General features: G+C 39.4%; 12 protein-coding genes. 1 reads left to right on the top strand and 11 read right to left on the bottom strand.

The window, feature by feature from the left end:
• Positions 1-185: 185 nt before the first annotated feature.
• The 11 genes from tpiA to H7T99_RS07345 form a co-directional block, all read right to left on the bottom strand.
• Entirely contained in the window at positions 186-944 is a 759-nt protein-coding gene (gene tpiA, locus H7T99_RS07395) for a triose-phosphate isomerase (RefSeq protein ID WP_002885895.1), read from the bottom strand.
• 254 nt (positions 945-1,198) lie between these two features.
• Positions 1,199-2,395 carry an elongation factor Tu gene (gene tuf, locus H7T99_RS07390; RefSeq protein WP_002886182.1) on the bottom strand — a complete coding sequence of 399 codons (1,197 nt, stop codon included), beginning with the start codon at positions 2,393-2,395 and terminating at the stop codon, positions 1,199-1,201.
• Positions 2,396-2,631: 236 nt separating this feature from the next.
• Positions 2,632-3,912: a cell division peptidoglycan polymerase FtsW gene (gene ftsW / locus H7T99_RS07385; RefSeq protein ID WP_037601957.1), complete on the bottom strand. Its 1,281-nt coding sequence runs from the start codon at positions 3,910-3,912 to the stop codon at positions 2,632-2,634.
• A 258-nt stretch (positions 3,913-4,170) separates the two neighbouring features.
• The gene (locus H7T99_RS07380; protein ID WP_002890211.1) at positions 4,171-4,587 is read right to left on the bottom strand and encodes a F0F1 ATP synthase subunit epsilon; all 417 of its coding nucleotides are present in this window, start codon (positions 4,585-4,587) and stop codon (positions 4,171-4,173) included.
• Between the two features lie 12 nt (positions 4,588-4,599).
• Positions 4,600-6,006 carry a F0F1 ATP synthase subunit beta gene (atpD, locus tag H7T99_RS07375; RefSeq protein WP_002890209.1) on the bottom strand — a complete coding sequence of 469 codons (1,407 nt, stop codon included), beginning with the start codon at positions 6,004-6,006 and terminating at the stop codon, positions 4,600-4,602.
• A 76-nt stretch (positions 6,007-6,082) separates the two neighbouring features.
• A complete protein-coding gene (locus H7T99_RS07370) occupies positions 6,083-6,961 on the bottom strand; it encodes a F0F1 ATP synthase subunit gamma (protein WP_002890208.1) in 879 nt (292 codons plus the stop codon).
• Between the two features lie 18 nt (positions 6,962-6,979).
• Positions 6,980-8,485, bottom strand: a complete 1,506-nt coding sequence (atpA, locus tag H7T99_RS07365; protein ID WP_037601955.1) for a F0F1 ATP synthase subunit alpha — start codon at positions 8,483-8,485, stop codon at positions 6,980-6,982.
• Between the two features lie 15 nt (positions 8,486-8,500).
• Positions 8,501-9,037 carry a F0F1 ATP synthase subunit delta gene (locus tag H7T99_RS07360; RefSeq protein ID WP_037601953.1) on the bottom strand — a complete coding sequence of 179 codons (537 nt, stop codon included), beginning with the start codon at positions 9,035-9,037 and terminating at the stop codon, positions 8,501-8,503.
• A complete protein-coding gene (atpF, locus tag H7T99_RS07355; RefSeq protein WP_014634008.1) occupies positions 9,037-9,534 on the bottom strand; it encodes a F0F1 ATP synthase subunit B in 498 nt (165 codons plus the stop codon). Before atpF ends, H7T99_RS07360 begins: the two co-directional genes overlap by 1 nt.
• A 20-nt stretch (positions 9,535-9,554) precedes the next feature.
• On the bottom strand, positions 9,555-10,262 hold the full coding sequence (gene atpB / locus H7T99_RS07350) for a F0F1 ATP synthase subunit A (protein WP_037601951.1): 708 nt from the start codon (positions 10,260-10,262) through the stop codon (positions 9,555-9,557).
• A 32-nt stretch (positions 10,263-10,294) separates the two neighbouring features.
• Complete coding sequence (locus tag H7T99_RS07345) at positions 10,295-10,492, bottom strand: F0F1 ATP synthase subunit C (RefSeq protein WP_002890193.1); 198 nt, start codon at positions 10,490-10,492, stop codon at positions 10,295-10,297.
• 870 nt (positions 10,493-11,362) lie between these two features.
• On the opposite strand from H7T99_RS07345, the gene H7T99_RS07340 reads away from it, so the two are divergent.
• Complete coding sequence (locus H7T99_RS07340) at positions 11,363-12,538, top strand: peptidoglycan bridge formation glycyltransferase FemA/FemB family protein (RefSeq protein WP_037601949.1); 1,176 nt, start codon at positions 11,363-11,365, stop codon at positions 12,536-12,538.
• The last annotated feature ends 167 nt before the right edge of the window (positions 12,539-12,705 follow it).

Genomic DNA, 12,705 nt, shown 5'->3' with positions numbered 1-12,705 from the left:
ACTTGCCTAGGCTCAAAGTTTTAAAAAATCCAAACAAAAAGATAGGGCTTACAAAATAGGAGTTTTTGTTCTACATTTAAGCACCTTTGCTCCCCAAAACAGGATAAGAGAAACCTGGCTTTTTTTAGAAAAACACTTAAGACAAACAAGAAAAAAGCCGAGGGAAACCTCGACTTTATCTAAAATTATTTAACGAAGTCAAGCAATGCCAAGAAGCTTTCAGCTTCAAGTGATGCACCACCTACAAGAGCTCCGTCAACGTCTGGACAAGCCATGTATTCAGCAACGTTTTCAGGTTTAACTGATCCACCGTATTGAACACGTACTTTGTCGGCAACTTCTTGACCAAAGTCAGCAGCTACAACGTCACGAACAACTTTACACATTTTTTGTGCGTCGTCTTGTGAAGCTGATTTACCAGTACCGATAGCCCAGATTGGTTCGTAGGCGATTACTGTTGAAGCTACTTGTTCTGCAGTCAATCCAGCAAGAGCAGCTGAAACTTGAGCACCTACGAATTCTGCTGCTTTACCAGCTTCGTAAGTTTCAAGTGATTCACCACAACAGATGATTGGAAGCATACCATTAGCAAAGATTGCTTTAGCTTTTTTGTTGATGTCTTCATCAGTTTCGTGGAAGTAGTCACGACGTTCTGAGTGACCGATAACAACGTAGTCAGTACCGATTTCTTTCAAAACTTGTGGGCTAGTTTCACCAGTGAAGGCACCAGCATTTTCAAAGTAAGTGTTTTGTGCAGCAACTTTAAGGTCTGAACCTTTAGCAGCAGCAAGTACAGCTGTCAAGTCAACTGCAGGAGCTGCGATACCAGCTTCAACAAGATCTGATGAAGGAAGTTTTGATGCTACAGCTTCAACGAATGCTTTTGCTTCTTCTGGATTTTTGTTCATTTTCCAGTTACCAGCGATAAATGGTTTACGTGACATTTCACATACCTCTTCTTTTATTTATTTACTCGTTTATTTTATCACAAATCCCTTACTATTACTAGGATTTTAGGAAAATTCCGAAAACTCAACCTGCTTTATGTCTATTTATCACTATCAAAACTTAGCTTAAGCATCTAAAATACCTTAAAAGTATAAAATCACAAGTATTTTTAAACACCAAAAAGAGCCGAGTAAACTCGACTCTCTCAATTATTGTCTGACGAATAATTGTATTGGGAACTTAATATTAATTAAGCTTCGATTTCAGATACGATACCTGAACCAACAGTACGTCCACCTTCACGGATAGAGAATGTTGTACCTTGTTCAACGGCGATTGGGTGGATCAACTCAACGTCGATAGTCACGTTATCACCAGGCATAACCATTTCAGTACCTGCAGGAAGTTCGATTGAACCTGTTACGTCAGTTGTACGGAAGTAGAACTGTGGACGGTAGTTGTTGAAGAATGGAGTGTGACGTCCACCTTCTTCTTTAGAAAGGATGTAAACTTCACCTTTGAATTTAGTGTGTGGGTTGATTGAACCAGGTGCAGCCAATACTTGACCACGTTCGATTTCATCACGTTGGATACCACGAAGAAGAACACCGACGTTATCTCCGGCAATACCTTCGTCAAGTTGTTTACGGAACATTTCAACACCAGTAACAACTGCTTTTTGGATGTCTTCTTTAAGACCAACGATTTCAACTTCGTCATTGACACGAACAACACCACGGTCGATACGTCCTGAAGCAACAGTACCACGACCAGTGATTGAGAATACGTCTTCGACTGGAAGCAACAATGGTTTGTCAGTGTCACGTTCTGGTTCTGGAATGTATTCGTCAACAGTGTTCATCAAGTCCATGATGATGTCTTCGTATTTAGAATCACCTTCAAGAGCTTTAAGAGCTGAACCTTGGATAACTGGAATGTCATCACCTGGGAAATCGTATTCTGAAAGAAGGTCACGGATTTCCATTTCAACCAATTCAAGCAATTCTTCATCGTCAACCAAGTCAACTTTGTTCATGAAGACGATAAGGTGTTTAACACCAACCTGACGTGAAAGAAGGATGTGCTCACGAGTTTGTGGCATTGGTCCGTCAGTAGATGCTACTACAAGGATCGCACCGTCCATTTGAGCGGCACCAGTGATCATGTTTTTAACGTAGTCCGCGTGTCCTGGCGCATCGATGTGAGCGTAGTGACGTTTTTCAGTTTCGTACTCAACGTGTGCAGTGTTGATTGTGATACCACGTTCACGTTCTTCTGGAGCAGCGTCGATTGAAGCGTAGTCTTTTGGTGTGTTAACTGCGCTAGGAAGACGACGAGCCAATACAGTTGTGATAGCAGCTGTCAAAGTAGTTTTACCGTGGTCAACGTGTCCGATTGTACCAATGTTAACGTGTGGTTTACTACGATCGTATTTTTCTTTTGCCATTTAGGAAAAGCCTCCAATAAAATATATTTTATAGATAGACAGTAGGCAATACAGTCTAACTTTACTCTACTATTCTATCAAAATGTCATAGAATTGCAAGTATTTTATATAGTTTTCAGTTTTTCTTTAGAGTAATTACAAATATTCCTTTCAATAATTCTATTTCTACTGCTCCTATTAGCTTTCACTATCTTCATACTACTGCCTAACACCATCTAACGAAAAAAGAAGCCGTATTAACGACTTCTTCTTAAAGGCACGATTTTTTCATCTTGATTTTCCAATTCTTGAGTCTGAGATAACTCATCCTCAATCGCTTGAACAATATTATCACGCTTTTCATTAGCAGCGATGTTCAAGACAAAGGCTATCCCAACTGAAGTCACTAAAAGAGAGTTACCTCCTTGCGAAAGGAAGGGGAAGGTAACCCCTGTTGATGGAATCAGCCCTGAGATTCCTCCGATGTTAACGAAGACCTGCATTAGCATTAAGGCACCTACACCCAATGCCATCATAGAGTTAAAAGGATTTCGTGCCTTGACTCCCACAATCATAACACGAAGAATGAGGAAAAAGAGGAGGGCCAGAATCAAGCCAGCTCCGATAAGACCTAACTCTTCAATTACAATTGAAAACACAAAGTCTGTTGTAGCTTCTGGGAGATAACCAGTTTTTTCAATCGAATTTCCAAGTCCAAGGCCGAACCAGCCCCCATTACTCATAGCATAGTATGAATGAGATAGCTGAAGACCAGATCCTGTCAAATCCTTGAACGGATTAAAATATGCTGCGAAACGCTTGGCAACATATCCAAAGATAGGTACCTTAGCCATGGTTTGAACCCCAACCAAGGCAATTAACCCAAGGAAGGCTGACGAAATCCCAACAATACTGGCAAACAAGGCCGTAAACCAACGGTAGCCAACACCAGAAATTGAAAACATCACTACTGTAGTCAACACAATGATAGCCGCATTCCCCAAGTCAGGTTGGATAGCAACCAAACCGATCATTACAAGCAAATAGACACGCCAGTCATTAAGTTCCTTACCATTCCTAGGAATCCATCTATTCTTCGTCAGGGCTTGGTAGTCATAACGTTCTATGGCAGACTGTTTTTTTGAAAAGGTGTGTGCCAAAAACCAAACAACAATGATCTTAAGGTACTCCGCTGGTTGGAAAGACAAGGGACCTAGCACAATCCAACCATTGGCACCATTGATTTCCCTGGTGAAAAATTTGGCAATGACCAAAAGTAAAATCTCAAAGGCAATAACAACACCCAAAAGCTTATCTTTCCTGAGAAAGTTCAATTTCAGTCGGTAGATGAAAAAAATAGAGAACAAGGATACCAACCAAAAGGCTCCTTGGTTTATAACAGATGCGAAGGGATTGGCTCCCAAGGCTACTAAACGAGCACTTGTTGTTGAATACACTACTATTAAACCAACTATGGATAAGATTAAATAAGGTATCAAGATGGTGTAATCTAAAAGATGCTTCTTTTCAATTTTCATATCTTTAAAAAACTCATACTTTCTATTACGTTACTCTACATTTTCTCTTAAAATATAAAGCTAACAGCTTATATTATAACACTTTGATACCTTAAACTAAAGTAAAAGCTAAATTAACCGTTTTCAGGACTGGAAATCTGATTTTTTATCTTACCTTCAGATAGGTTTTACAATGAACTTTCTTTGATAACTTTGCTACTTCTCATGTTTTCTTTTACGACAAATAAAAAACGGGACCAAAGTCTCGTTTTTTTTGTCTTATTTTGTACCGACACTGATACGATTAAGTGCTCGACGGAGAGCAACCTGAGCACGTTGAACTTCATCAATACGGTCAGATTTAGTTGCTTCTTCCAAGTCACGTTCGGCACGTTGCTTGGCACGTTCGGCACGAGAAACGTCAATGTCGCGTTCACGTTCTGCTGAATCGGCAACGATAGTAATAAAATCATCTTTAACTTCGATGATACCACCGTTTACGGCAATCCAATCGACGTGACTCTCGTCATCCACACGACGAACCTTGAGTTCATCCACTTCAAGTGGCGCAATCAAGTTAATATGGCCTGGCAAGATACCAATTTGACCATCTTTAGTAACCGCGTGGATAAAGCTGGCATGGTGGTCATATTTCAGACCATCCGGAGTTACCACTTGTACGGTCATTTGTGCCATATCTTCACCTCATTAGTAGCCCATAGCTTTAGCTTTAGCTACTACATCCTCAATTGGACCTACGCTACGGAAGGCATCTTCTGGAAGATTGTCATATTTACCTTCAAGGATTTCTTTAAAGCTACGAACGGTTTCAGCAACTGGAACATAAGAACCTGGTTGACCTGTAAACTGTTCAGCAACGTTAAAGTTTTGTGACAAGAAGAATTGGATACGACGAGCACGTCCAACCAATGTTTTTTCTTCGTCTGACAATTCATCCATACCAAGGATAGCGATAATATCTTGCAATTCACGGTAACGTTGAAGCACACGTTGAACTTCAGTCGCAACAGCATAGTGTTCTTCACCAACAATTTCAGGTGAAAGGGCACGTGAGCTTGATGCCAATGGGTCAACGGCTGGGTAAATACCCATTTGTGTCAACTTACGTTCAAGGTTGGTTGTTGAATCCAAGTGAGCAAATGCTGTAGCTGGCGCTGGGTCAGTATAGTCATCGGCTGGAACGTAGATGGCTTGGATTGATGTAACAGAACCTTTTTTAGTTGATGTGATACGTTCTTGCAATTGACCCATTTCAGTAGCAAGTGTAGGTTGGTAACCAACGGCTGATGGCATACGACCAAGAAGGGCAGAAACCTCAGAACCTGCTTGAGTGAAACGGAAGATGTTATCGATGAAGAGAAGCACGTCTTGACCTTCGACATCACGGAAGTATTCCGCAATTGTCAAACCAGTAAGTGCAACACGCATACGTGCTCCAGGTGGTTCGTTCATTTGACCGAAGACCATGGCTGTTTTCTCAATAACGCCAGATTCTTTCATTTCCCAGTAAAGGTCATTACCTTCACGTGTACGTTCACCAACACCTGTAAACACGGAAATACCACCGTGCTCTTGGGCAATGTTGTGAATCAACTCTTGAATAAGAACGGTTTTACCAACACCGGCACCACCAAAGAGTCCGACTTTACCACCTTTAAGGTAAGGGGCAAGCAAGTCGATAACTTTAATCCCTGTTTCAAGGATTTCAGTAGATGTTGACAATTCATCGAAAGTTGGTGCTTTTTTGTGAATTGGTTCACGCTCTGCATCTTCTGCAAAAGGTGCTTCCAAGTCAATGGTATCACCAAGAACGTTAAAGACACGTCCAAGGGTATCTTTACCAACAGGAACGCTGATTGGACGACCAGTGTCCAGAACTTCTAGTCCACGAGTCAATCCATCAGTAGATTCCATGGCAATGGTACGAACCACACCTTCTCCAAGTTCAAGAGCTACTTCGAGCACGATACGTTTAGACTTTTGTTCATCAGTATAAACGACCAATGCATTGTTAATCTCAGGGAGTTTATCACCGGCTGCAAACGCTACGTCTACAACAGGACCAACAACCTGAGCAATTTTGCCTGAGCTCATTGTTTTCTCCTTATGATAGTTTTTTGGATGACAATCATCCCTTTTTCATGTGTGTCTAATTAAGACAAATCTCTAGCTATTCAAGTGCACTTGCACCACCAACAATTTCAGTAATTTCCTGAGTGATGGCAGCTTGACGCGCACGGTTATATTGGATTGTCAAATCGTTAATCACATTCTTAGCATTATCAGTGGCTGTCTGCATTGCAGTCATACCCGCTGCGTGCTCAGCTGTTTTGGCATCTACGATAGCACCGTAGATAAGACTCTCCGCATATTGTGGTAAGAGTTGATCCAAAATAGTGTCACGATCTGGTTCCAATTCAAACTTGGTCAACACATGACCTTCTGATTCATTGGGATCCAAATCAGCGATAGGAAGCATTTGTTCCACACGAACTTCGCTAGACAAACTGTTAACATGGTGGTTATAGCACACATAGAGTTCATCAAAAAGTTCATTTTGATACATTCCTACAGCTTTAGAAATGATTTTTCCGACTTGATCAAAACTAGGTTGATCTTCAAGGCCACGAAGTTCAAAAGCAACATTCATGTTACGAGCCTTGAAGAAATCTGAACCTGTTCCACCAATGGAAATGATAGCATATTCATCTTCAGAATCATGGTCACGTTTAATCATGTCCAACACAGCTTTAAGAATTGTTGAGTTATAACCTCCAACAAGTCCTTTATCTGAAGTAATGACAATGTAACCTGTCTTACGAACTGGACGTGCATCCAACATTGGATTTGACGAACCATTAATTAATTCTGAATGTAGAAGATCTGTTGTGATCTGTCTAATTTTTGAGGCATAGATTTGGAAATCTTTAGCAGCTTGCTCAGAACGTGTCAATTTTGATGCAGAAACCATTTGCATGGCTCCTGTGATCTGACTCGTTTTCTTTGTTGAAGCAATTTTTGCTTGGATTTCTCTTAGAGAGCCTGCCATATGCTGTCCTCCCTATTTCTATTTGTATTCTGACTGATCTTTGAAAGCTTGGATAGCTTCATTAAGTACAGATTCCTCAGGAATATCCTTAGTTGTACGAATAGTTTCAAAGATATCCTCATGGTGACTATCAAAGTAGTCATAGAGTGCTTCTTCAAAATCCAAGATTTGATCAACCGGAACACTATCCAAGAAACCGTGTGTCAAAGCGTAAAGGATAACAACTTGTTTCTCAACTGGAAGTGGTTTATGAAGCGGTTGTTTCAAAACTTCGATTGTACGACGACCACGGTTCAATTTCGCTTGAGTCGCAGCATCCAAATCTGAACCAAATTGCGTAAAGGCTTCAAGTTCACGATATGAAGCCAAGTCAAGACGAAGTGTACCAGCAACCTTCTTCATCGCTTTAATTTGCGCTGATCCACCTACACGTGATACGGAAGAACCCGCATCAATGGCTGGACGAATACCTGAGTTAAACAAGTTTTCTTGCAAGAAGATTTGTCCATCTGTGATTGAGATAACGTTTGTTGCGATATAAGCTGAGATATCTCCGGCTTGCGTTTGGATGATTGGCAAGGCAGTAATTGAACCACCACCAAGATCATCTGAAACTTTAGCTGAACGTTCCAAAAGACGTGAGTGGAGATAGAAGACATCCCCTGGGTAGGCTTCACGACCTGGTGGACGACGGAGAAGCAATGAAAGTTCACGGTAGGCCACGGCTTGTTTAGACAAATCATCATAAACAATCAAGACGTGTTTTCCGTTATACATGAACTCTTCAGCCATTGCAACACCAGCGTAAGGTGCGATGTAAAGCAATGGTGATGGTTGTGATGCTGAGGCAGTCACAACGATTGTGTAATCAAGAGCACCATGTTTACGGAGAGTTTCTACTTGTGTACGAACTGTTGATTCTTTTTGACCAATAGCCACATAAATACAGATCATATCTTGTCCTTTTTGGTTCAAGATAGCATCAATGGCTACTGAAGTTTTACCAGTTTGGCGGTCTCCGATGACCAACTCACGTTGACCACGTCCAATTGGAACCAAGGCATCAATGGCCTTAAGACCAGTTTGCAATGGCTCAGAAACTGATTTACGTTGCATAACACCTGGAGCAGGTGTTTCAACTGGACGGAAACCTGTTGTTTCGATGTCACCAAGACCATCAACTGGTTGCCCAAGTGGGTTTACTACACGACCAATAAGGGCTTCACCAACTGGAACTTCCATGATTTTTCCAGTACGTTTAACAATATCGCCTTCACGAATTGCTACGAAATCCCCCAAGATAATGATACCGACATCATTAGATTCAAGGTTTTGGGCCATACCATAGGCACCATTTTCAAATTCGAGCAACTCACCACTCATGGCATTATCAAGACCACGAGCACGTGCGATACCGTCACCGATATAGGTAACGACACCAGTTTCAGTGACGTCAAAGTTTGGCTGGAAGTTTTCAATTTGCTTTTTAATTAAAGCGCTAATTTCTTGTGCGTTAATTGCCAAAAGTCACACCACTTTCTATTTCAAATTCGTTTTAAAGGTTTGCAATTGACTGCGAATTGACGTGTCAACAACCTTATTTTTTGCTTTGATGACGAATCCTCCGATGAGGTCCTCATCAATTTTTTCTACTAAACGACGTGTCTTAATCTCAAATTTTTGTGAAACAATCGCCAAAAGTCGGGCTTTTTGTTCCTCAGACAAGGGACTTGCTGATGTCACTGTGACATCGTAACTATTGTCTTCTTGGTCAAAGAGCTCAAGGACCAATTTCAACACATCATAGAGAATGTTGGCACGGTCATTGAGTAAGATTACCTCAAGAAAATTGTTCATATACACTGAACAAGACTCTTGAAACAAGCTCAAACTTTCTTTTTTAGCTTCACTTGTCACATTTTCCTGCGACAAGAAGGTTTTTAGATTTGTTTCAGCAAAAACTGTTAGGATTTGCCTTACTTCTTCTTGGATTGTTGACACGGCGTCTTGTTCAAAAGCGACTTCTACCAGGCTTCTGGCATACTGCTCAACAAGAGCTTGTGTTTTCTTATCCATTAAGCATCTCCTAATTGATCAAGATAGCTATCAATCAAGTCAGATTGCGCTTTAGCATCAAGGTTTTGTTTCATAACTTTTTCCGCCAAGAGGACAGTCAAGTCTGCAACTTCACCTTTAACGCCAGCAAGTGCTTCCACACGGCTTTGGGCAATGTCTTGATTTGCTTTTTCTTTCAAGCGTTTAGCTTCATCATGTGCTTCTGCAATGATTTTTGATTCTTGAGTTTTACCAGTTTCCTTGGCCCCATCAATAATTTGAGCTGCCTCAGTGCGAGCACCTGCCAACTCATCTTGACGTTTTTGTGCCAAGCTTTCTGCTTCTTGACGAGCATTTTCAGCACTATCAATATCTGTGGCAATTTTCTTTTCACGAGCAGCAAAGATTCCTGTAATTTGATCCCATGCGAATTTACGGATGAGGTAATACAAGAGAAAAACTGAGCCGAGTGTGATAATGATATTACCAAGTGTCGTACTATTAATAAGTATTGACATTTCATTTCTCCCTTTCTTAATTATTCTTCGTTGACTTTATCACCAATATAGTTTGAACTTAGGATAATAAAGACATAGGCTTGGATAAAGCCGATAAAGGCTGAAAAGGCAACCCAGACAAGGTTCAAAGCAAAGGATACAGGTGCTGCAAAAGCAGACCAGGTCACCAATTGAAGAATCAAGCCAGTAAGTACCTCACCAGAATAAATGTTACCAAACAAACGCAAGGCCAATGAAGCAGGGTTGGTTAATTGTTCCAAAATGTTCATTGGGAGCATAGCTGGGTATGGTGAAAGGTAGCCCTTTAGATAGCCTTTAAACCCTTTTTTACGGATCCCCTCAATATGACTAATGAGGGTAATAATCAAAGAAAGAGTGATAGTAACACCGAAGTTCGATGTTGGAGAAGTCCAAAAATTGTAATGCTCACTTTTTACAGACACAAGCAAACCTAAGTTGTTTGCTGTAAAAACAAAGGTGAAAATTACAAACAAGAGCAAACTATAATTCTTCGTGAATTTCCCAAGACTTTGAGAAATGGTACTATTCACAAACTCATAGATGAACTCAAGCACATTTTGTTTTCCCTTTGGTTTAATGGTCATCTTACGACTTGACCAAAAAACCACTCCAAAAACGATAATTACTGTCAAGAGAGACATGGCAAGGACAGTCAAGTCAAAATCAATCCCAAATAATGAGACGGTTGGATTACTTGTAGTTTCCACTGCTCATCCCTCCTTCATCTTTTATTTGTCTATTAGACAATGTAGCTAAGGGCAAACAATACGAAGAAGGTACCTTCGATAAAGGCAACACCAGTAAACATCAATGTTTGAAGTTTGCTAAACATCTCAGGTTGGCGAGCTGCAGCTTTAGCGATATTGGCAACGAGGATACCCTCACCAACAGATACACCCATAACGGCCAAACCGAGGGCTAAGATAGTTAGATTCATAGTAGAATTCTCCTTTTAATTTTTTTTACCCTGTTATTTTAGTCCTATTTTCCACGAAAGTCAATGAATTGACGGTTTTTTGGACGTTTTCACTGACTTTGCCTAACGTTTTCATTTTATTTGCGTAAGCGTTTACTTTTAATGAAAAACTTTCTTCTTATTTCATAAAAACAAGCCTAACCTATTATGGTTAGACTTGTTTGGGAGATTTATGAAAAAAGAAAGATACACTGTCTGACTTAAAACCAGAACATGTGAGCGCTACCGAACGACGTTCAGTAATACTTATTAGGATAACTATAGTATAACTTGAGTTCCTTAAAGAAAGCTGAAGGGGAGCGTTTTTGCTCCACTTTCTCTTTAGAAAGTCCTACTGACTCCAAAAGTAGAAAATACTACTCCGACACTTTTTAATATTAGTATCTCTCCATATCAAATGTTTACTTTATCAATAATTACCATCGACGTGGCTACTCTCCTTGGATAAAACAAACACTAACATTATCAGATGTTAAACGACTTACCCAACCTTTATTTCATAGTCCAGGAATAATAATATCACCTCATAGAGACTTTGTATTTTTCATAAAATGACGTGTACAAAACGGTAACTCGTCCAATTTAACAACTTCTTTTGTCCTAAATCTTCTTCTATCATACAAAACACATGACCCGATGCTATCTTCCTTTCGTTATCAACGATAGAATCTAGAACCTCACTGTACCTAGTTTTATATTAATGTAAGATTACTAGACTTTAGCATTCTCTGACTATAGTCACTTTGAAATATAGATAGTTTGAAGCATCTGGATTTATTTTTGTTATAATAACTTATATAACTATTTTACTTGTAATCGAAAGGAAATAAAATGAGTCTTACAATTTTGAAAGAGGATGAGTTTACATCTTTCATAGAAAAATGTAAAGAACATTCGTTCATGCAAACAGTATCAATGTCTAATCTCCTAAGAAAAAGAGGATTCGAGACTAAATTTTTAGGTTGGAAAAGTAATAATGAAACTACTGTTGCTGCTATTGCTTTCATGAAGCATTTGACTGGAGGAGTCAGAATAGAAATTAATAGTGGTCCATTGTATACAAATGAATCCGATTTAAAGAGTTTTTATCATGAATTACAACTTTTTGCTAAGAAACAGGGAGCTCTAGAATTGGTTGTAAAGCCAGACGACATTTATCAGACATTTGAAATTGATGGAAAGCCTATTGAACCTGAGAAAACAGAATTAATTTCTACACTAACAGATCTTGGCTACAAATTTGATGGTTTACAGGTAGGCTATCCTGAAGGAGAACCAACTTGGCATTATTTGAAAAATCTTGAGGGCTTTGATGAAACATCTTTATTAAAATCATTTAACAAAAATAGCGTCAGAAACATCAAAACTGCTCTCGACTATAATGTTATTGTTCGCAAAATAAATAAAGAAGAAATTCCAGAATTCAAAAAGATTATAGAAGAAACCGGAAGAAGGCAAGGATTTGAAGATAAAAGTTTAGATTATTATACAGAACTATATGATGCATTTGGTGATAACGCTGATTTCTTGGTAGCAGAGTTAGATTTTGAAAAAAGCTTAGATCACATAAATAGTAAACTTACCTCACTGAACCCTAAGAGCAAACAGTATGATCAACAAGCTCAAAAATTGAATAAACAAAAACAGATCATTTCAGAGCTCAAACAACAAATTAATACAGAGAAGATACTTCTTGCCTGTGCTTTAATACTATATACGAAAGATCAGGCCACATATCTCTTTGGAGGTTCCTACACAGAATTTCAAAAATTCTCTGCTGCTTTCTTAATTCAGTATCATGCCATGAATTGCACTTTAAGAAGAAATATTATGAGTTATAATTTCCTTGGAATCACAGGTGTGTTTGACGGCTCTGATGGAGTTCTACGATTTAAACAAAACTTTAACGGTTATATTGTTCGTAAGATGGGAACCTTCCGCTATTACCCACAACCTTTAAAATACAAACTTATTCAAGGACTTAAAAAGCTTCTTAGACGTTCTTAGTTTAAAAAATACTGTTTACTATTCATTGCTTGAAATAAACGCAGGCTTTTGTTAGAGCCACTGAAAAAGTCATCATATGATGACTTTTTTGTTATGTGACTTTAAGTCCGTTTCGCTCCGAAGGTGCGAAACAGATAAACCACCCGCTATGCGGGTGCGCATCGAAG

Origin of the sequence: Streptococcus sp. 17.1, from assembly GCF_016648655.1 — a bacterium.
Taxonomy (GTDB): domain Bacteria; phylum Bacillota; class Bacilli; order Lactobacillales; family Streptococcaceae; genus Streptococcus; species Streptococcus salivarius_E.
Note: the sequence above shows the minus strand (reverse complement) of the source record. Positions and strands in the feature narration are given on the sequence as shown.